This is a genomic window from Proteus sp. NMG38-2, assembly GCF_020640995.1.
GTDB lineage: Bacteria > Pseudomonadota > Gammaproteobacteria > Enterobacterales > Enterobacteriaceae > Proteus.
In genome coordinates this window covers 3,108,743-3,128,591 of record NZ_CP085481.1, presented here as the reverse complement: position 1 = coordinate 3,128,591, position 19,849 = coordinate 3,108,743, and the positions used below count along the sequence as shown (strand labels likewise).

The window sequence follows — 19,849 nt, the reverse complement described above, 5'->3', positions numbered from 1 at the left end:
AAATTTAAAAAGAGGTCGTTTGAGCAAGCGACCCTGAGAAGGCACAAAACGGAGAGAAATTATGTTTGAACCTATGGAATTAACCAACGATGCGGTGATCAAAGTCATCGGCGTTGGTGGCGGCGGCGGTAATGCGGTTGAGCACATGGTTCGTGAACGTATTGAAGGCGTAGATTTCTTTGCAGTCAATACGGATGCTCAAGCGCTACGTAAAACAGCGGTCGGACAAACTATCCAAATTGGTAATGCCATTACGAAAGGCTTAGGTGCAGGTGCAAACCCTGAAGTGGGTCGTAATGCCGCAGAAGAAGACCGTGAAGCGTTGCGTGCAGCGCTTGAAGGTGCCGATATGGTCTTTATCGCAGCAGGTATGGGCGGTGGTACTGGTACAGGTGCCGCACCAGTTGTTGCTGAAGTTGCTAAAGAATTAGGTATTTTGACCGTTGCTGTAGTAACTAAGCCTTTTAATTTTGAAGGCAAAAAACGTATGGCATTTGCGGAACAAGGTATTACTGAGTTGTCAAAACATGTTGACTCATTAATCACTATTCCTAATGACAAATTATTAAAAGTATTGGGTCGTGGAATTTCATTATTAGATGCGTTTGGCGCGGCTAATGATGTCTTAAAAGGCGCAGTTCAAGGTATCGCTGAGCTAATCACCCGCCCTGGTTTAATGAACGTTGACTTTGCTGACGTAAGAACCGTGATGTCTGAAATGGGTTATGCCATGATGGGCTCTGGTGCTGCTAAAGGTGAAGATCGCGCTGAGGAAGCCGCAGAAATGGCGATTTCAAGTCCATTATTGGAAGATATCGACCTGTCTGGTGCGCGTGGTGTGTTAGTCAACATTACCGCTGGCTTTGACTTACGTCTTGATGAATTTGAAACAGTGGGTAACACCATTCGTGCATTTGCATCAGACAACGCGACTGTGGTTATCGGTACATCCCTTGACCCAGAAATGAATGATGAACTGCGTGTAACTGTCGTTGCAACAGGTATCGGCATGGACAAACGTCCAGAAATTACGCTGGTAACGAATAAGCAAAATCAGCAAAGCGCAATGGAGAATCGTTATCAGCAAATGCAAAATAGCATGTCTTCTTTTACCGCTGTAGAAGAAAGCAAGCCAGCAGCAAAAGCAGTTAACGAACAATCTACTCAGGCGAATAAAGAGCCCGATTATTTAGATATCCCTGCGTTCCTGAGAAAACAGGCTGATTAATCGCCAAAAAGATTGGCATCTCCGCTTTTTGTGCTAAACTGTCCTGCCAATTATAAGTATAATGATTGGTAGGACGGATAACATTGCGAGATAAAATGATGATCAAACAACGGACATTAAAACGAATTGTACAAGCAACTGGTGTGGGACTTCACACGGGTAAAAAAGTTACGCTTACAATGCGTCCGGCGCCAGCCAATACTGGGGTCATCTACCGTCGTACTGATTTAAATCCACCGGTGGATTTTCCAGCAGACGCAAAATCAGTTCGTGACACTATGCTATGTACTTGCTTAGTTAACGAAGATGATGTGCGTATATCAACCGTTGAGCATTTAAACGCAGCACTGGCTGGTTTAGGCATTGATAATATCGTAATTGAAGTGAATGCACCTGAAATTCCAATAATGGATGGAAGTGCAGCACCTTTTGTTTTCTTGTTACTTGATGCAGGAATTGAAGAACTTCGTACTGCGAAGAAATTCATTCGTATCAAAGAAACAGTACGTGTAGAAGATGGTGATAAATGGGCAGAAATGCGTCCATACAATGGGTTCAAATTAGATTTTACTATCGATTTTAATCACCCAGCCATTGATGCAAGTACACAGCGTTATAAATTAGATTTTTCTGCTGAATCCTTCATGAGCCAAATTAGTCGTGCTCGTACTTTTGGATTTATGCGTGATATTGAATATCTGCAATCTAAAGGATTGTGTTTAGGCGGAAGCTTCGATTGTGCGATTGTAGTTGATGACTATCGTGTTCTCAACGATGATGGTTTACGTTTTGAAGATGAATTTGTTCGTCACAAAATGTTGGATGCAATCGGTGATTTATTTATGTGTGGCTATAACATTATCGGTGAATTTACCGCGTTTAAATCCGGTCACGCATTAAACAATAAATTACTCCAAGCTGTATTAGCAAAAGAATCTGCATGGGAATTCGTCACATTTGAAGACGAAGCACAAATGCCAGTGGCATTTAAAGCTCCCTCAATGGTTTTTGCTTAATTCCAGTAATGGAAAGCACGTTAATTATCTCTAATTAACGTTCATCTTTGGTTGCACTTGTACTCTCTCCGGCAAGTGCAGCCAACCGTTCTAATTTCTCTCTTAACTTCTTCGGACTTTTCTGCGCCAAATACCTTAATGATTGAGCACTTTCTAAACTCAAGTGACGTCTCTTTGTAGGCTCTTGTTCTTTTAATGATGATATTAAAGATCTTTTTTCCGGTTTTATTCCTAAAGTCGGATTAATTTTGATGTCTATTGAGGATAAGGATGGTAAAATTTCTTGTCTTAATGCAGAAAGTAATGATGGAGTTTCATAGCGTAATCGCGTTAACCAACTTGCGTTTGCTACTTCAATAATTAAAATAGCATTGCGATAATTTGCGACACGGCATTTATCTCGTAAAGGAACAGGTAAAAGAGCCATGACGGCGCGATTTAATTTTAGTAAAATCGTTGCACGCTGTTGTATGAGTTGTAATGTATTCTTATTGGAACCTTCAAGTTCTATGAAGATTTTTTCCAATGATTGTGGGTAACTATCCCGCATAGATTTTGACTCCACAAAATAAAAATTAATGAGCAACAAAGATTAATGAGCATTATAAGTTTTTGGCGACAGTTTGGCAGGCGATATTTTTGGTCGCATCTGCTTTTAGGGATGGTAGCAGCAGGTATTGGAATACCTTCGCTGTTGTCTGCTCATGCCGAAAATCCACAGCAAACAGATACACCTTCTTCACAGAATCGTCAAAGTCAGGCACTCATTGCATTTGATAACTTATTCTTACGTCAAAGTGTACAGAATCCTGCCTCATCCTTCACCTTTAATTACTGGCAACAGCATGCAGTAAAAAATGTTATTAAACAGCTTTCTTTTGCGTTCACCATTAATTCTCCTGAATTGATGGTTAAAGCCAAAGATGAGCCGTCTCCTGTTTCTAATGTTGCAGAGGTCATGCTTGATACTCTGTATGCGTTACTAACAAACACATCATCAACCGCATTAACTCATTTACCGCTTTCTGGCTATGCTTTAGTACAGAACACCACTTCTTATCATACCGGATTGTGGCTTGCACAAATCCGTGGGATCCGCGCTGGGCCTTACCTAACTGCTTAATTGAGTCACTTAATCTAATAAGATTATGATTATCTCTGTTAATACATAAAACAGAGGCTTTTTTCGGCGTTTTCACGCCATAAATGAGAATAAAGATTTATGTTAGGTAAAATTGTAACCAAGATTTTTGGTAGCCGTAATGATCGTTCTATCCGCCGTATGCGCAAAGTAGTTGTTGAAATTAATAAACTAGAGCCAGAATTTGAAAAACTGACTGATGATGAATTAAAAGCAAAAACAGATGAGTTTCGTGAGCGCTTAAAAAAGGGTGAAAAAGAAGAAGATATTTTACCAGAAGCGTTTGCAACTGTTCGTGAAGCAAGTAAACGTGTCTTTGGTATGCGTCATTTCGATGTGCAGCTAATCGGTGGTATGGTGCTAAATGAACGTTGTATTGCTGAGATGCGTACAGGTGAAGGTAAAACATTAACTGCAACATTACCGGCATATTTAAATGCGTTATCAGGTAAAGGGGTTCACGTTGTTACCGTCAATGACTACTTGGCACAACGTGACGCCGAAAATAACCGTCCTTTATTTGAGTTTTTAGGATTAAGCGTTGGTATCAACCTACCGAATATGGCACCACCAGTAAAACGTGAAGCCTATAACGCTGATATCACCTATGGTACTAACAACGAATTCGGTTTCGATTATCTGCGCGATAATATGGCATTTAGCCCACAAGAGCGTGTTCAACGTAAATTACACTATGCATTAGTGGATGAGGTTGACTCAATCTTAATCGATGAAGCGCGTACACCTCTGATTATTTCAGGCCCAGCAGAAGATAGCTCTGAGCTTTATATCCAAATGAACAAAGTGATCCCTCATTTGGTTTCTCAAGAAAAAGAAGATTCAGATACTTTCCAAGGCGAAGGTGATTACTCTGTTGATGAAAAAACACGTCAAGTAAATATCACAGAACGTGGTCTGGTTAAGATTGAAGAATTATTAGCAGATGCGGGCATGATGAAAGAAGGCGAGTCTTTATACTCACCAGCTAATATTATGTTAATGCACCATGTGACAGCGGCATTGCGTGCTCACGCTCTATTTACTAAAGATGTTGACTACATTGTTAAAGATGGCGAAGTTATCATTGTTGACGAACATACTGGTCGTACAATGCAAGGTCGTCGTTGGTCAGATGGTCTACACCAAGCAGTTGAAGCAAAAGAAGGTGTGAAGATCCAAAATGAGAACCAAACATTAGCGTCAATCACATTCCAGAACTATTTCCGTTTATACGAAAAATTAGCAGGGATGACGGGTACTGCGGATACTGAAGCGTTTGAATTTAACTCTATCTATCGTTTAGAAACGATTGTTATCCCAACGAACCGCCCAATGGTGCGTAAAGATCTGCCTGATTTAGTTTATATGAATGAACAAGGTAAATTTGCTGCCATTATCGAAGATATTCGTGAGCGTACCAAAAATGGCCAACCTGTACTTGTTGGTACTATCTCAATTGAAAAGTCAGAAGAAATCTCTAATGCGTTAACGAAGGCGAATGTTCACCATAACGTGCTGAATGCGAAATTCCACGCAATGGAAGCTGATATTATTGCTAACGCAGGTTTACCTTCAGCGGTAACTATTGCAACTAACATGGCGGGTCGTGGTACTGATATCGTGTTAGGGGGTAGCTGGCAAACTGAAGTGGCTAAACTTGAAGAGCCAACTGAAGAGCAAATTGAAGAAATCAAAGCTAAATGGAAAGAGCGCCATGACGCAGTATTAGCTTCAGGTGGTTTACATATCATTGGTACTGAACGTCACGAATCTCGTCGTATTGATAACCAGTTACGTGGTCGTGCGGGGCGTCAAGGTGATGAAGGTTCTTCTCGTTTCTATTTATCTATGGAAGACTCCTTAATGCGTATTTTTGCTTCAGATAAAGTATCTGGCATGATGCGTAAATTAGGTATGAATGAAACCGAAGCGATTGAGCACCCTTGGGTAACTAAAGCAATTGCAAATGCGCAACGTAAAGTAGAAAACCGTAACTTTGATATTCGTAAGCAACTGCTTGAATATGATGACGTAGCTAATGACCAACGTCGTGCAATCTACACTCAACGTAACGAATTACTGGATGTGGCAGATGTAAGCGAAACTATCGACAGTATTCGTCAAGATGTCTTCACTACAATGATCGATAACTACATTCCGCCTCAATCACTGGAAGAAATGTGGGATATCGAAGGTTTAACGGCATGTCTACAAAAAGACTTTGATTTAAATTTACCAATCAAAGAATGGTTAGATAAAGAGCCTGAGTTACACGAAGAAACATTACGTGAACGTATTTTAGAAAAATCTATTGAAGTCTATAAAGCGAAAGAAGAAATTGTTAGTGCTGAAATGATGCGTAACTTTGAAAAAGGTGTGATGTTACAAACGCTAGATTCATTGTGGAAAGAACACTTGGCCGCAATGGATTACTTGCGTCAAGGTATTCACTTACGTGGTTATGCACAAAAAGATCCAAAACAAGAGTACAAACGTGAATCGTTCGCGATGTTTGCTAATATGTTGGAATCACTGAAATACGAAGTGATCAGCACACTAAGCAAAGTCCAAGTTCGTTTACCGGAAGAAGTTGAAGAGTTAGAACGTCGCCGTCGTGAAGAAGCAGAACGTTTAGCTAAACAACAGCAGTTAAGCCATGAAGTGACAAAAGAATCTCAAATGTCAGCGGTTGATGGTCAAGTGGCTGCGGGTAAAAAAGTGGGTCGTAATGAACCATGCCCTTGTGGATCAGGTAAGAAATTTAAACATTGTCATGGTCAATTAGGTTAATTGACGAACTGATGATAATAGCTATTTAATCGAGCTTTTAATAAGAAAATCCCGCTGAGTAATAAGCGGGATTTTTTTATCACAAATAAATTAGATTGAAGAGCGAAGGCGAGAGAGATGGCTTTTGGTTATTCTCTTTTCAGAAGTCTCTTCAGTCGCCGCTAATCCTGCAATAATCGGACAATTTGGATTATTGTCACCTTGGCAATCTTTTGCTAAATGTTCTAGTGTTTGTGTCATCTGCTGAAGTTCAGCTATTTTGCGGTTAAGCTCTTCAATATGAGAAATGGCTATGGATTTCACATCTGCGCTAGCTCGCTCTCTGTTGTTCCATAAAACTAATAACGTTGATATTTGCTCGATTGAAAAGCCAAGTGCCCGAGAATGACGAATAAAACGAAAGCAAGCCACATCTGCATCTGTGTAATCTCGATAGCCTGAACCAGTACGAATAGCCTTTGGAATTAAGCCAATCTGCTCATAATAACGGATCATTTTGCTGGAAATACCGGACTTTTTTGCTGCTTGACCAATATTCATCATATTTTCCTTATTAGAATAATGAAGCGTGCTTTTATAAGTATAGGATAGTCGCTTTATAGTATTGAGTCTGGTCATAGAGGTGATCTATCTATTTTATAACCAGAATGCTCAATGGCAGTAACGGCAATGATAGGGCGCTTTTAATGCTCGTTCAACACGACCAACACATGAAGCACATGTCATGCCTTCCACAGGTAAGCTCAGCCGGCTGGCAGAGATAATGCTGTCTTCGCATTCATTAAAATTCCCCTTCTAAATATGGTATGAAATAAAGCTTAGGCTTTACCATTAGGGGAAGGTCAAGGGTTGTGTGTTATTTATCTTTTACAGTGTTGAGTAATTTTTTACTTTAATTCAAATGATTATGTTTTTATAAGGCTATTTGGAATATTAGAAAATGTAAATTTATGGGAGAAGAAAAGGCTAAAATACAAAAAGATAAAAACCCCGCTTACTGTAATAACAAGCGGGGTTGGCTTATAAAAGAATAGGCATTACTCTTTTATCAGGTATCTATTACTTTTCAGAAATAGATGATTTTGTGTTTACAGTCTCATTGACTTTAACTGGTGATTTTAATGATAAATCACCACCTGCCAGTTGTTTCACTAAATCAACGGCTGATGATTTCAGATCAAGATCTGCTCCCGCTTCATAATGATGGCCTTCAATATTATTTAATTGAACGTTGCTACCACCTAAATCAACCTGTCCTTGCTCACTTTTCACTTCTGCACCTGTAAGTTTAGTTGTGCCACTTACATTTAATGAAATGTCATTTTTGCTGGTTAAGGTCGAGGTTTGGGCTACAGCATCATTATCAATATGAGAGACATTGATATCGGCATTGGCGGTATGACCTTCCGCTCCAGTAACGATATTTTTGATACCGTTACCTATTGTACCAACACCTTTATCAATTTTTGCTTTTGTCTCACCACTGATACCGGTTTTATCTGCAATAGTGGAAGAAAGAGAATTGTATTTATCAGAAATAACATCTGTTGCAGATTTAATTCCTGAATCAATAGTCTCTTTGATCGTATTTTCTAACAATGATCCGCCTGCTTTGGCTGTTTTATCAACTTGGCTAGATTTAGGATCATTGTTGTGGTTGTAACCGACATTTACATCAACATTAACATGACGATCACTGTCTTTCTGGCTAGTTACTGTAAAGTCACCACCCACATTACCCGTTACATTATCCGCAGAAACATTTGCACCAGAAAGAGCGAGGTTTTTATCGCTATTTACAGTTAATGTGCCTGTTTCTACAGAGGCATTTTGGTGAGTAGATTTTTGCTGATCTTCAACGTTTACTAAAACTTTGCCACCAATATTATGGATAGAGGTTGCTGGATTTTCTTCAGTCACTTCTTTTGGCGTAGTATTGGTTTGTTTGCCATTTAAAGAAATATCAGTACCCCAATTGTTTTTGTAATCAGTTGATTGTGCTGATGTGAGTGTAGTATCTCCAGATTGAGACGTTAATTGCGTATCTTTGCTATTAACTTTAGTACCTTGAAGGTTAACTGAACTACCATTAACGGTTAAATTACCTTGGTTAGCGATTGTGCCACCTTCACGCGAGACTGTTTTTTCATCTTGCTTACCAATAGCAAATTCAGCGCCACCTAATCCATTGACAGAAGAGGATTTCTCTCCCGTTTTTTGGCCAAATCCTGCTTGTAATCCACCTGATAAGTTTTTACCTGTTTCAGTACGTTGAGATTCAGTTGCTTGGAAATCAACTTTGTTGGTTGCGGTCAGAGCAACATCATTTTCGCTGGTTAAATGAGTGCCTTGTAAAGTCAGATTATGGCCTGAGTTTAACTCAATACCTTGAGAACCATTTACTGAACCCGCTTTTGCTGTTGTCTGATCTTTTTGATGATTTGCACCACCTGCGTTAAAGCCGCCACCATAATCTTTATTGTCTGGTGTTGTACCTACTTTCAGGTTTGCACTGCCATTTACGTTATGTTGACTTTCAGTGTGGGTATCTGTTGCTTGTGCAAGCGTTAAATCACCGCCAGCATTAATGACAGTTTTACCCTCTTGAGCATCAAACTTAGCGCCTTCATAATGTGCATCTTCGCGTACATTAATATTGATATTGCCTGCTGAGTTAAATTGGCTACCTTCAGCTTTTATTGTCGTTAAACTAGTGTCAGTGGTTTTACCTTCACCTTTAATTGCTACGGTAATGTCAGAGCCAGTTTTGGTGCTGACACCTACTTGACCACCACCTGTTGTTTCATGGAAGGAGCCTTGGTGTTTATTTTGTGCTGCTTCACTAGTATGAGTGTTAGCAGTTAGTGCAACATCACCTTGGGTTGATTGATAATGAGTTCCTTGATCATGTAAGGTGTTATTGCTGTCAGTATTAATTTTACCAGCAGTAATCGATGTTGAAACCGCTTGGGTATCGTTTTGTGATTTCTGACTTCCGCCACCTTTCACTCCAACTTCAACGCCCACATTAGGTGCTTCTAAGCTACTTAAGTTAGCAAGATTGCTAATGGCATCTCTAAAGGTAACTTTTTTATCAATACCTTTGTTGCTGTCTGGATTAGTAGCATCAACACCATCTTCAACGGCTTTCTTAATTGGTTTAGTGACGCCACTATAATCAAGATTAACACCCACATCGACACCTACATTTAAAGTATTTGTTTTAGATGTTGCACTATCATTGGCGGCAAGGTGATTAATATTTTCACCTGATTCTTTATAAGCGCCATCAACTTTGTGTGATGCACCTTGGTGGGTTACATCATTGTTTGCAGTGATAGTTAAATCACCCGCAACTTGAGTTTCGCTACCTTTATTTTTGGTGATTTCGGTTGTTGTATGTTGTTTGTCATATTGGAAATCAGCTTTGTTACCGATTTTATCAACGCCACCAGTATAGCTAAAGCCACCTGAAATGGTTCTATCTGTACTGTCAGTCTCTTTTTTGTTTTCTGTTGAAACAAAGGCAACATTGTCACCAGAAACGGTGGCATTACCTGCTGTTGTTTTTAGGTCAGAACCAGCAAAAGTGACATCTTTATCCGCTTGAACTTTAACACTGCCACCACTGAGAGTAGAGCCGACTTGTTCTGCCTCTGTGCTATTGTTTTTATTGGATGTATGAGTGATATGAAAACCAGCGCTATATTGTTTGTCTTCAACTTCTTTAGCGTGGCCAGTGATTTCTAATGATGTTTTTTCATCATTGATTTTTGTAGTTTGTTGTGTCGATTTAACGTTGATATCACCTAAAGATTCAATACCTAACTCATCAGCACTTTTAATTAGGCTACCGATGACATTGACATCTTTCCCACTGACAACAGTTAATTGCGCATCAGAAACTAATTCACTACCAGTTGAAAGTTGTTGATTAGTTTCATTTTTGTGGGAGTTTTTAGTAATATTAAAAGCTGTACCTGTGCGTTCATCCGTTTTAGTGATGGTTTCGCTAATTGCATTATCAATTACGATATCACCTTGGATTGTCTTAACAAAAGCACCTTGATTGCCTTTGACTTGGCTCCCAGTGATTTTGACACTGTTATCTGCCGCAAGTAACAGTTGTCCATCTGCCGTTAATTGTGTTGAATGGCTGACTTCTTGTTTGTTGTTATTGTTCTTATTATTACCACCGCCGATCCCGCCCCAAACAACATGATTGTCGGTCACGGTTTTATCATTGTTGGTATTTTGAACATTAAGATTGATATTCTCTTTGGCGTTAACCACAACATTCTCATTAGAATGTAATTTTGTACCTTGAGCTGTTACTGAGCCTTCAGCATTTAAGCCTAGTGTTTTACCTGCAGTCAATTCACTGGCTTTTAACGTTTCTGTTTGATGGCTATTGCTCCAACTACCTGTCTCTAAACGAGAAGTGTGGTTACGTTTATAGCCATTTTCACTGCGATTTTCTTTTTCAATTAATCCATTGATATTAATATCTTTATTGGCATTAATTGCCAGAGTATTACCTGCATTAACTTTTGCACCTTCAAGAGTGACATCACCTTGAGTTGCTGTTAGTGTGGCATTGTTTTTGGCATCAATATGGCTACCAACTTGTTGTACGAGTTCTTTTTCTTTAGTGACATCATACTGCCAAGAATAGAACCAGCGATTGTCGGTATCAGTCTCTTTTTGTTGTAGCTGTTTTCCATCAACAGTTAAATGAGCGCCTTGTAATAAAATATCATCACCCATTAAATCAGAGGCTTTGATTTGGTTTTTATTATCAGCAATTAATGTGATGTTTTTACCTTTTAACTCTGTTTTTGTTAGAGTTTGGCTTGAACCACTATTATTAACTGCGATACCACCACGGTAATTTTGGTAATTTTCACTGCCATCTTTGTCGAAACTATCGTAACGAACTTGACTATCTGTTTGAATGTTATCTGCTTTTACACTTAATTCATTATCAGAAATGAATTTACCAGTTAACTTAACACCACTTCCTTCTGCGGTATTAATAATACGAATACGACCAGATTGCATGCTTCCGAAGAAATAGCTATCTAGTGCAGAAGTTGGTTTTTGTGATGTAAGAATATCAAAACGTTGAGAGAAGGTGTTTTGTCCTGTTAACGCTGAAATTTCAGCAGCAGTTATTTTTCCTTTGCTATCAATACGCGGCGCTATTAAATCTAAAAGACCCGGAGCATATAAACCGTTTTTACCAATAGAAAGTAAATTGGTGTTGTTAAGTGTGCTATATCCTTTTAACTCACCGTTTTCAAACAGTGGATTACCCACGACTAAAGAAGACCGGCTTGTATTGATAAAACCACAGCCATCACAAGTGATGCCATTCGGGTTAGACAGAACATATTCCGCAGCAATACCAAAGACTTCTTGTTGACCTAATAAGAATGATGGGTTACGGCTAACAACTTCATTTAAAATTAAAGACGCGGCTTGCCCATTTAAATTACTGTTGGCATTTAATTGCCCTGCAAGTTGTGATTGCCCGGCTTCTAAGGCGTTGTTAAATACTGCGCCAGGTTTGCCTACATTAAAATCTTGATATTGGTTGTGAGAAATACCTTCACTATTTGGTGTAACGATATTAATGACTTGAGTGCCACCATTGACTGATGAAACATTCGGTCCTTGATTGCCCGAATCAGGAACAATACCGCCAGCATATGCATTTAATGATACGAAAATAATCGCTAAAGATGCAGCAAGCCTACCCGAAGGAGAGAGCTTGAAATTTTTTGAGTTCATAGAGTTTTCTCCGTTTATTGCTATGAGTGTGAATCAAAATAAATATGAAAATCTAACTAACACTTGAGTAGGGTCTTTGGTTTTATTGGAATTCGTTTGGTTGTAAAGCAAATGCCCCTTAGCAACTTCAATATCAAATTGTGCTTTTTGATATTGAAGATTTAAGCCTGAACTGAGTCCATAACCATTACGCCATCCTTCATAGTTGCCATGTTGTTGAACACGACCTGCATCTAGGCCAATTCTAGGGGTGATTGAAAAGGTATTTCTTCGATAAGGATAAGAAAGGGTATTACGTAAATACCCTCCGTTATCGCCAGAAAGCGTGCTTTGATCAAAACCGCGGATCGCATTTTTATCGGTTAAACTGAGCCATTCAACTCCCGGTAAGGTGTCAGGACTATATTGACCAATGAAAGCGCTATTGAATAAAAATGTAGAATCCGATAATGAAAAGCGATGTTGCCAATTGGCAAAAAGTTTAACTTTTGTAAAGCGATAGTCATTACCACCACCATTAGCAACATGAGGTGAGCCGTCTGCACCAAACCAACCAATGGCTTTTTCTGCGCTTAAATTAACACTGACAACGCCGTTGGAAATAATGTGTAAATGGTTGATGCCTAGCTCTACGGTTGTGAGTGCTGGACTACTTAGATCTAAGCGGATTTGGCTGAAATAGTTGCGTATCCGTTTATGTGTTATCTGCATGTTTAAGGTATCTATCTGTTTTTGACTACGATAAAAAGCGTAATCTCCCCTTAAACCTACTTGTGTGGTATTCCCGGATAAACGTATCGTACGTGTTTGTAATGCTTGATGAAATTCGTACTCTGAATAGCTACCAAAAGCACTTAATGTTAATGCGCCATAAGGTAAAGAATAGAGTAGAGTATAAGCACGATTAAAACGTGCATTTGGATTGTCTGTGGTGATGCTAGTATTTAAGCTGATAAAATCGGATAGCCCCAAGGGGCTGTCTAAGCTTGCATTCGTTCGAACTAACCAGCGTCCTGAGTTTTTTTGCCCATAATTATCACTTGAAATATTCAAGTGCCAAGGCGCTTGGCGTTGATTGGTAAGCTGAATAATGGAGCCACCTAATTGTGTACCCGGTAATATATCCAGTTTGACCTTATTGGATTGTAAACGGTTAGCTTGATCAAGTCCCTGATCAAGCTTTGACAGTTTTAGCGGTTTTCCTTCAATATGAGGAAAAAGTAAAGTTGTGTTAACACCTCGGTCACCACCCTGTATTTTTTCAATAAAGCCTTCAATAACATATAATCCAAGCTGTTGTTCTTCATTAGGGCGTAAAAATTGGACCCTGGCTGTGATATAACCATGTTGAAGGTAGCGTTGAGTTAACTCTTTGACTAATCGGTTAACGTCTGCACTTTTTATACATTGCTCTGGTATTGGTGTTAATGAATCAAGATCTTTTTCATTAAGTAAAGTAATTCCTTGAACATAAACACCATTAATAGGTAAACAATGTTCTGATTCAGTAATAAGTGTGGGGGTAGGTGAAACCTCTAATGCATTTTCTTGAAGTTGCTGATAGCGATTTTGTTCAATAAGTTGATTTATTTCACGTTGGCTATCTTGTAATGCGCGCCGCGATTCTCCCATCGAGCCTAAATAACCGGCGTCATTTGCTGTTAATCCACTGGTTGAAAATCCACTTAATAGTGTTAATAAAATAACTTTTTTTCTCATTTTACCTCAATATAAAGGTATTAATTCAAATATAAATAATATGGCTTAAATATAGTAAGATAATAATTAATGTTTTTATATTATCTTTAATTTAAAAATAATAAATACCAGTCACTCTCAATATGAAAAGAAATTAAAAATCAATGAAATAAAGATAAATTTTTATCTCTTTTAACATAAAATATCGCCATAACTAAAATGATTAATATTGATAATAGTGTTAATTAAACAAATGATTCAATTGAATGCTATCTATAACATTGATTTTCATAGTTATAATCTATCATGTTATTTTTCTCTCTGTTTAAGTTAACATCAATTTTTCTGTGTTAATTAATAAAATTTCGTTTTTTATTAAGAGAGTGTAAATAATGAGAGGAAGTTCTAGTAAATGAAGAAATTTAAAGTAATCCCTTTTCATTTGTTATTTGCAAGTTTATTAATGTTGTATTATGAAATAAAGATTTTATGAATTATTATTTCATTTTAATGAATAAAATAGGATTTATAAAAGTAAAGACATCATGTTTTCATTGTTAAATAATTAGTCATGATTAAAAGTAAGGTTATTGGGGTTTTATTTCAATATTATGAAAATGTAATATAAATACAGGTATTACCACTTAATGATATCAATAAAAATTTAAACTATAAAAAATAGTTTATTAAAAATTGAAGTAAGTGATAGTGATCACGTTAATATATTATTTATCATAAATAGTGTGATAACTGTCCAAAATATACTATTGTTATATTACTAATCGTGTTTAACTGTTATATAAATTAGCATGTAAATTGTACTATTTCCTGACTATAAGGGTTAAAGTATGTTCTCATCATTTAATGTCTTGATAATATTAAGAGGTTTCTTCAGATTGAAGAAATGGTTTAATATTGATTCTGAACTCGCCTTCTTCTTTCCTGAAAAATAATCCTTTTTTATATCTATCAAAATAATTTAATACTCTTTTTCCGTTTAATTTAAATGGAAAGATTATTTTATTTATTCGTAATTTTATAATTTAATATATATTAAAGGTATTATCATGGCTAAAAGAATTGTAGAACCATTCCGCATTAAAATGGTAGAAAAAATCCGTGTTCCTTCAAGAGAAGAACGTGAGGCTGCATTAAAAGAAGCTGGTTATAACCCATTCCTATTACCAAGTCATGCCGTTTATATAGATTTATTAACAGACTCTGGTACTAACGCAATGAGTGATCATCAATGGGCAGCGATGATCACAGGTGATGAGGCTTATGCAGGTTCAAGAAACTATTATGATTTAAAAGATAAAGCCAAAGAACTATTTAATTACGATTATATTATTCCTGCTCACCAAGGTCGTGGTGCTGAAAATATTCTTTTCCCAGTATTATTAAAATATAAACAAAAAGATGGAAAAGCGAAAAATCCTGTTTTCATTTCTAACTTCCATTTTGACACAACAGCAGCACACGTTGAATTAAATGGCTGTAAAGCAATTAATATTGTTACTGAAAAAGCATTTGATTCAGAAACCTATGATGATTGGAAAGGCAATTTTGATATTGCTAAATTAAAAGAAAATATTGCTAAGCATGGTGCTGATAACGTTGTTGCCATTGTTTCAACCGTGACCTGTAATAGTGCTGGTGGTCAGCCTGTTTCAATGGATAATTTAAAAGAAGTTTATGAAATTGCCAAACAACACGGTATTTTTGTTGTGATGGATTCAGCTCGTTACTGTGAAAATGCGTATTTTATTAAACAGCGTGATCCGAAATATAAAAATGCCACAATTAAAGAAGTTATTTTAGACATGTATAAATATGCTGATGCATTAACCATGTCAGCGAAGAAAGATCCATTGTTAAATATCGGTGGTTTAGTCTCTATTCGTGATAATGAAGAAGTCTTTACATTAGCAAGACAGCGTTGTGTACCGATGGAAGGTTTTGTCACTTATGGTGGTTTAGCTGGTCGTGATATGGCTGCTATGGTACAAGGTTTAGAAGAGGGTACAGAGGAAGAATATCTGCACTATCGTATTGGTCAGGTACAATACTTAGGCGATCGCCTACGTGAAGCGGGTATTCCAATTCAATATCCTACAGGCGGACATGCTGTTTTCGTTGACTGTAAAAAACTAGTGCCACATATCCCTGGTGATCAATTCCCTGCTCAAGCGGTAATTAATGCTCTTTATTTAGAATCTGGTGTCCGTGCAGTTGAAATTGGCTCGTTCTTATTGGGTCGTGATCCTGCAACAGGTGAACAAAAACATGCAGATATGGAATTTATGCGTTTAACCATTGCTCGTCGTGTTTATACTAACGACCATATGGATTATATTGCTGATGCGCTTATTGGCTTAAAAGAGAAGTTTAAAACGCTTAAAGGTCTTGAGTTCGAATATGAACCACCTGTATTAAGACACTTTACTGCTAGATTAAAACCTATCAAATAAATAATACTCCACAATAATAATGGCTCTCGTGCAATGCGAGAGCCCTATCCTTATTTCAGTAAGGACTAAAAAATGGAAAATAAGTCGGTAAATAAAGAACCCTCAATTATTGTAGGGGGATTTGTGTTGGGTGGCGCCATGATCGGTGCGGGAATGTTTAGCCTCCCAACAATAATGTCTGGCGCTTGGTTTATTAACTCACTCTTTATATTGTTTATTGTTTGTTTTTTTATGTTTCACTCAGGGATTTATATTCTGGAATGTATTTCAAAATATGGGGCAGGAACAAACTACTTTCATATATCAAAAGAGTTATTGCCAACATGGGCCTGTTATCTTGCTAATGCATCTTTAATATTTGTATTATATATATTAATTTATGCTTATATTTCTGCAGCGGGTTCGATTATTTATGAGGCGTCATTATTATATGGCATTAATCTAAACCTTAAAGCAATATTTTTTGTATTCACTATCGTGCTTGGAGCAACAATATGGTGGGGAGGCGCTTGTGCGAGTCGCTTAACTTCCATTTTCTTATTTATTAAAATTGTTCTATTTGTATTCGCTTTTTCTGGTTTATTTTTTAAAGCAAGTGGCGACTTATTATTTAGCGCAACTTTTGAAGGGAAAAACCAGTTATATCTTTATCCATTTATTTTTATCATTATTCCTTATGCGATAACTTCATTTGGATATCATGGAAACGTTTGTAGCCTTTATAAGCTTTATCATGAAAATGAAAGAAAGGTTGTTAAGAGTTGTGTGATTGGTTGTGTGTTAGCGCTAGTGATTTATTTACTTTGGATGATTGGTACTATGGGGAATCTACCCCGTGAACAATTTATTACCATTATTCAAAAAGGCGGTAACTTAGATGCCTTTATTGATTCGTTATATACCGTCTTGAATAGTAAATATATTGAAGGTTTTTTATTATGGTTCTCAATTAGTGCCGTATTCTGTTCATTCTTAGGGGTAGCGATTGGTTTGTTTGACTATATTTTAGCATCACTGAAATTTAAAGATAACAAAACAGGGCGCTTAAAATCAGGTGTTTTATGTTTCACACCACCTTTATTGCTCTGCTTGCTTTTCCCTAATGGTTTCTTAATTGCAATTGCGTATGCAGGTACGGCGGCTTGTGTCTGGGCAATTATTTGTCCTGCAGTTATGGCACTGAAAGCACGAGAAAAATTTCCTAACTCAGGTTTTAAAGTATGGGGTGGTAAAGGGTTAATTTATTCTGTTATCGCTTTTGGTGCTGTAGGTATTATTTGCCAAACATTAGCACAGTTTGGTTTCTTGCCTATTTATCGTTAATTAATCGATATAATCAGGGAAAGAAAACCAGAGTAGCGCCATTGGATATACGTTATAATAACGTTAAGTTGTTATAATAACTGGACTATTCAATAGGTTGCCTATAATGGATAAAAAAAAGCTACATATTGCTGCGGGTATTATTTGTGATCAAAACAATAATGTCTTTATCACTCAACGCCCTCTAAAATCGCATATGGGGGGATTTTGGGAATTTCCGGGGGGAAAGTTAGAAGATAAAGAAACTCCGGAGCAGGCGTTAGTGCGTGAGTTACAAGAGGAAATTGGTATTGATGTAACACAGTGCTCGCTTTTTGAAACGGTAGAGCATGATTTTCCAGATAGGCACATCACATTATCTTTTTTCTTAGTGACTCAATGGGATAATGAGCCATACGGTAAAGAAGGGCAAGATTCAAAATGGACTTCTATCGCATCATTAAATGCTGATGATTTTCCACCGGCTAACCGCACAATTGTGGCGTTGTTACAAAAATAAAAGTATATAAATGATGTAGTAATAAATAAAATAGCCACTCCAATGAGTGGCTATTTTTTATATTCTTAATCGGAGCATTAAAAATCTTTAGGCTCAGATTGTGGCGCTTCACTCCAGTCGTCACTGTCATTGATATCGCTTTGACTTGGAATGCGTTTTGATTCGTCAGCCCATTCACCTAAATCAATAAGTTGGCAACGTTTACTACAAAAAGGACGATAAGGGCTACTTTCATTCCAAATAACTTCTGTTTGACAGGTTGGACATTTCACAATTAATTCTTCGCTCATCATCTCTCCTAGATTTCATTGGCGCGATAGGTGTTCATGGTAATCAACACAATGTTAGCAACAAGCAATCTCAAAGGGTAGTTCTAGCGGTATTGTTCCATTTTCACTATTAAGTGGTAAGAAGCGGATCGCGTAACGATTTTTATGACCAGATACTTGAGGGTAGATCTGGTGGTCAATGGCAATTTTAAGACGTAGCAATTCACCTTCTTCAGCACTATCTTGGTAAAAACCACGATGGCTTAACGCTGGTTTAAAAATATCTGATTGTCGAATAAGCGTTAGTAAGCTATTTAATGCATTTTGTAATGGTAACAAACCTGTCATCCAGTTTTGTAATCTTTCATCACGGGTGGTTTGAGGTAAACTTAACCACAAATGCAATGCTGGCACATCAAAGTTACAGCATCCACCAGGAATGCTTAGACGCTGTTTGACTAAGCTAATCACTTTATCTTGTTTTAAGTGCTGACCAATTCGCGGAGCTTGACTTAATACCGCTGCATTTTCGGCCAGTTCATTAATAATTTGAGTGACAATTTCTTTATCAACATTGGGAAATGAAAGCCATTGTTGTAATTTTTTTTGTCTTTTTTCTAATTCTTTAAGTAGTTCAGCACGAATTTCACCACGATCAAGCACTTCAATAAATTCTGATATCGCGCGGAAAAAAGAGAGTGCGGTGGGTAATGAATCAATTGTCCGAAAACTGTTAATTTGAATTAATGAGTTTTCAATTCTAAGCCATGAACGCATTTTTTCATTTAAGGGATGTTCGAAGATGATAGTTGTGATGTCATCACTCATGGCTGTTGTCCTGTAACGCTTGTTGAGCTAATTCTAAGTAATGCTGATGGAGTTGCTTAACTTTGCCAATTATATTTTGGCTATTATCGTGATTTTCAATAATATCATCAGCAGCGGCTAATCGTTCTTGTCTTTGAGCTTGTGCCTTTAAAATATAGAGTACTTGCTCTCGGCTTACGCCATCCCGTTTCATTGTTCTTGCTATTTGTTCTTCTTGGGTGACATCAACGACAAGAACACGAGAGGCTAAGTGAGTTAATTTATTTTCAATTAATAAAGGAACAACCCAAATAAAATAAGGGGTTTTAATTTGTTGTATTTGTTTTTGAGTCTCTTGCTGTATCAAAGGGTGAAGAAGATTATTGACCCAAGTTTTTTCTTCATCATTTTGAAAAATAATCTGGCGTAGCTGAGCTCGGTTTAATGAACCATCAGGCAATAAAATGTTGTCACCAAAATGTTGATGTAGCGCATTTAGCCCAAAGGAATGAGGTTCTACCACTAATCGAGCAATAACATCAGCATCAACAAGAGGTACACCTAATGAGGCAAAAGCATTAGCAATAGTGGTTTTACCACTACCTATTCCGCCTGTAAGAGCAACCGTATAAGCCATTGTGTTTATCTATTTTTAATGAATTAAAATTTGCTATTAGTATGGATATTCTAAAGCCTAATTTTGTTTTTATCACAAGATAATAACCGCAATATTTAGGTTTTATTCGGTTATTATGATAGATGATTTTCTGCTACCCTGACATCCTACCTCATAATCAGTAATAGAATTATCATC

Annotated in this window: 15 protein-coding genes and 1 pseudogene; 8 read left to right on the top strand and 8 right to left on the bottom strand. The window is 37.3% G+C overall.

The features are described from left to right. Positions 1–61 precede the first annotated feature (61 nt). Positions 62–1,228 carry a cell division protein FtsZ gene (ftsZ, locus tag LG402_RS14900; protein ID WP_072069264.1) on the top strand — a complete coding sequence of 389 codons (1,167 nt, stop codon included), beginning with the start codon at positions 62–64 and terminating at the stop codon, positions 1,226–1,228. 98 nt (positions 1,229–1,326) lie between these two features. After that, a complete protein-coding gene (gene lpxC / locus LG402_RS14895; protein ID WP_036913397.1) occupies positions 1,327–2,244 on the top strand; it encodes a UDP-3-O-acyl-N-acetylglucosamine deacetylase in 918 nt (305 codons plus the stop codon). 34 nt (positions 2,245–2,278) lie between these two features. Here lpxC and LG402_RS14890 read toward each other — a convergent pair whose 3' ends face one another. Further along, positions 2,279–2,794 (bottom strand): DUF721 domain-containing protein, encoded by a 516-nt coding sequence (locus tag LG402_RS14890; RefSeq protein WP_166540884.1) that lies wholly within the window; start codon positions 2,792–2,794, stop codon positions 2,279–2,281. 45 nt (positions 2,795–2,839) lie between these two features. On the opposite strand from LG402_RS14890, the gene secM reads away from it, so the two are divergent. Together secM and secA are read left to right on the top strand one after the other, a co-directional pair. Next, complete coding sequence (gene secM, locus LG402_RS14885; RefSeq protein ID WP_166540883.1) at positions 2,840–3,367, top strand: secA translation cis-regulator SecM; 528 nt, start codon at positions 2,840–2,842, stop codon at positions 3,365–3,367. 99 nt (positions 3,368–3,466) lie between these two features. After that, on the top strand, positions 3,467–6,175 hold the full coding sequence (gene secA, locus LG402_RS14880) for a preprotein translocase subunit SecA (RefSeq protein ID WP_166540882.1): 2,709 nt from the start codon (positions 3,467–3,469) through the stop codon (positions 6,173–6,175). A 90-nt stretch (positions 6,176–6,265) separates the two neighbouring features. Here secA and cueR read toward each other — a convergent pair whose 3' ends face one another. The 4 genes and pseudogenes from cueR to LG402_RS14860 form a co-directional block, all read right to left on the bottom strand. After that, positions 6,266–6,715, bottom strand: coding sequence for a Cu(I)-responsive transcriptional regulator (gene cueR, locus LG402_RS14875; RefSeq protein ID WP_166540881.1), 450 nt, complete (start codon positions 6,713–6,715; stop codon positions 6,266–6,268). Between the two features lie 138 nt (positions 6,716–6,853). Further along, a pseudogene (locus LG402_RS22380) lies at positions 6,854–6,940 on the bottom strand (cation transporter); the annotation flags it as partial. 294 nt (positions 6,941–7,234) lie between these two features. Further along, the gene (gene hpmA, locus LG402_RS14865) at positions 7,235–11,968 is read right to left on the bottom strand and encodes a calcium-independent hemolysin HpmA (RefSeq protein WP_227335842.1); all 4,734 of its coding nucleotides are present in this window, start codon (positions 11,966–11,968) and stop codon (positions 7,235–7,237) included. Positions 11,969–12,001: 33 nt separating this feature from the next. Continuing rightward, complete coding sequence (locus tag LG402_RS14860; RefSeq protein ID WP_166540879.1) at positions 12,002–13,687, bottom strand: ShlB/FhaC/HecB family hemolysin secretion/activation protein; 1,686 nt, start codon at positions 13,685–13,687, stop codon at positions 12,002–12,004. A gap of 827 nt (positions 13,688–14,514) precedes the next feature. Between LG402_RS14860 and tnaC the strand changes: the two genes are divergently transcribed. The 4 genes from tnaC to mutT all read left to right on the top strand — a co-directional run bounded on the left by tnaC (position 14,515) and on the right by mutT (position 17,959). Continuing rightward, positions 14,515–14,619, top strand: coding sequence for a tryptophanase leader peptide (gene tnaC, locus LG402_RS22375; protein WP_071788547.1), 105 nt, complete (start codon positions 14,515–14,517; stop codon positions 14,617–14,619). A 114-nt stretch (positions 14,620–14,733) separates the two neighbouring features. After that, positions 14,734–16,137: a tryptophanase gene (locus tag LG402_RS14850; protein WP_109407456.1), complete on the top strand. Its 1,404-nt coding sequence runs from the start codon at positions 14,734–14,736 to the stop codon at positions 16,135–16,137. 72 nt (positions 16,138–16,209) lie between these two features. Then, positions 16,210–17,460 carry an aromatic amino acid transporter gene (locus LG402_RS14845; RefSeq protein WP_227335841.1) on the top strand — a complete coding sequence of 417 codons (1,251 nt, stop codon included), beginning with the start codon at positions 16,210–16,212 and terminating at the stop codon, positions 17,458–17,460. A gap of 106 nt (positions 17,461–17,566) precedes the next feature. Continuing rightward, a complete protein-coding gene (mutT, locus tag LG402_RS14840; RefSeq protein ID WP_166540877.1) occupies positions 17,567–17,959 on the top strand; it encodes an 8-oxo-dGTP diphosphatase MutT in 393 nt (130 codons plus the stop codon). A 77-nt stretch (positions 17,960–18,036) separates the two neighbouring features. Here mutT and yacG read toward each other — a convergent pair whose 3' ends face one another. Genes yacG through coaE form a run of 3 tightly spaced genes read right to left on the bottom strand, consistent with a single transcriptional unit; the run spans position 18,037 to position 19,672 of the window. After that, complete coding sequence (yacG, locus tag LG402_RS14835) at positions 18,037–18,249, bottom strand: DNA gyrase inhibitor YacG (protein ID WP_166540876.1); 213 nt, start codon at positions 18,247–18,249, stop codon at positions 18,037–18,039. 54 nt (positions 18,250–18,303) lie between these two features. Next, positions 18,304–19,056 (bottom strand): cell division protein ZapD, encoded by a 753-nt coding sequence (zapD, locus tag LG402_RS14830; RefSeq protein ID WP_166540875.1) that lies wholly within the window; start codon positions 19,054–19,056, stop codon positions 18,304–18,306. Then, complete coding sequence (gene coaE / locus LG402_RS14825) at positions 19,049–19,672, bottom strand: dephospho-CoA kinase (protein WP_166540874.1); 624 nt, start codon at positions 19,670–19,672, stop codon at positions 19,049–19,051. The genes zapD and coaE overlap by 8 nt, the downstream gene beginning before the upstream one ends. Between the last annotated feature and the right edge of the window lie 177 nt (positions 19,673–19,849).

Excerpts from the sequence above, each read along its gene's own strand:
- ftsZ (WP_072069264.1), top strand. The coding sequence starts at position 62 with ATGTTTGAACCTATGGAATTAACCAACGATGCGGTGATCAAAGTCATC.
- lpxC (WP_036913397.1), top strand. The coding sequence starts at position 1,327 with ATGATCAAACAACGGACATTAAAACGAATTGTACAAGCAACTGGTGTG.
- LG402_RS14890 (WP_166540884.1), bottom strand. The coding sequence starts at position 2,794 with ATGCGGGATAGTTACCCACAATCATTGGAAAAAATCTTCATAGAACTT.
- secM (WP_166540883.1), top strand. The coding sequence starts at position 2,840 with ATGAGCATTATAAGTTTTTGGCGACAGTTTGGCAGGCGATATTTTTGG.
- secA (WP_166540882.1), top strand. The coding sequence starts at position 3,467 with ATGTTAGGTAAAATTGTAACCAAGATTTTTGGTAGCCGTAATGATCGT.
- cueR (WP_166540881.1), bottom strand. The coding sequence starts at position 6,715 with ATGAATATTGGTCAAGCAGCAAAAAAGTCCGGTATTTCCAGCAAAATG.
- hpmA (WP_227335842.1), bottom strand. The coding sequence starts at position 11,968 with ATGAACTCAAAAAATTTCAAGCTCTCTCCTTCGGGTAGGCTTGCTGCA.
- LG402_RS14860 (WP_166540879.1), bottom strand. The coding sequence starts at position 13,687 with ATGAGAAAAAAAGTTATTTTATTAACACTATTAAGTGGATTTTCAACC.
- tnaC (WP_071788547.1), top strand. The coding sequence starts at position 14,515 with ATGTTCTCATCATTTAATGTCTTGATAATATTAAGAGGTTTCTTCAGA.
- LG402_RS14850 (WP_109407456.1), top strand. The coding sequence starts at position 14,734 with ATGGCTAAAAGAATTGTAGAACCATTCCGCATTAAAATGGTAGAAAAA.
- LG402_RS14845 (WP_227335841.1), top strand. The coding sequence starts at position 16,210 with ATGGAAAATAAGTCGGTAAATAAAGAACCCTCAATTATTGTAGGGGGA.
- mutT (WP_166540877.1), top strand. The coding sequence starts at position 17,567 with ATGGATAAAAAAAAGCTACATATTGCTGCGGGTATTATTTGTGATCAA.
- yacG (WP_166540876.1), bottom strand. The coding sequence starts at position 18,249 with ATGAGCGAAGAATTAATTGTGAAATGTCCAACCTGTCAAACAGAAGTT.
- zapD (WP_166540875.1), bottom strand. The coding sequence starts at position 19,056 with ATGAGTGATGACATCACAACTATCATCTTCGAACATCCCTTAAATGAA.
- coaE (WP_166540874.1), bottom strand. The coding sequence starts at position 19,672 with ATGGCTTATACGGTTGCTCTTACAGGCGGAATAGGTAGTGGTAAAACC.